Source organism: Anaerolineae bacterium (assembly GCA_025062375.1).
Lineage (GTDB): Bacteria > Chloroflexota > Anaerolineae > SpSt-600 > SpSt-600 > SpSt-600.
The window spans coordinates 1-519 of the sequence record JANXAG010000091.1 but is presented as its reverse complement, the minus strand read 5'-3'; the positions used below and the strand labels follow the sequence as shown (position 1 = coordinate 519).

Annotated in this window: 2 protein-coding genes; one reads left to right on the top strand and one right to left on the bottom strand. The window is 56.5% G+C overall.

From position 1 onward, the window contains the following. A partial coding sequence (locus NZ653_10205) for an ABC transporter ATP-binding protein (protein MCS7287487.1) occupies positions 1-269 on the bottom strand: 269 nt, incomplete at its 3' end. Here NZ653_10205 and NZ653_10200 point away from each other — a divergent pair. Then, a partial coding sequence (locus tag NZ653_10200) for a hypothetical protein (protein ID MCS7287486.1) occupies positions 268-519 on the top strand: 252 nt, incomplete at its 3' end. The two genes, NZ653_10205 and NZ653_10200, sit on opposite strands and share 2 nt — an antisense overlap.

Sequence of the window (519 nt, the reverse complement as noted above, 5' to 3'; positions counted from 1 at the left end):
GACATCAGGCCCGCCGTATACGGATGAAGAGGATGATGGAAAATGTCCTCTGTATACCCTTTTTCCACCAGCCGTCCGGCGTACATCACGCCAACACAGTCGCTCACTTCCGCGATGACCGCAATGTCGTGAGAGATGTAAATCATTCCCATGTTCAGTTTTTGCTGGATGGCGCGCAGTTCCTTCAGAATGCGGTCCTGAACGATGACATCCAGCGCTGTCGTCGGCTCGTCGGCGATGATGATGTCCGGGTCGCAGGCCAGAGCCATGGCGCATGCCGCCGCTATATTCGTGAGGGTATTGCTCCATCAGTGCCGGGTCCAGTCCGACCAACCTGAAGAGTTCGGCCACTTTCGCCCGGGCCATCGGATAGGAAAAATTCTCCAGGTGGGTTTCCATCGCCTCAATGATCTGGTCGCCCACCCGGTATACCGGGTTCAGGGAGTTCATCGCAGCCTGGAAAATCATAGAAATCCGTCGCCAGCGGTACTGACGCATTTGCTCCTCGCTGAGCGGCAC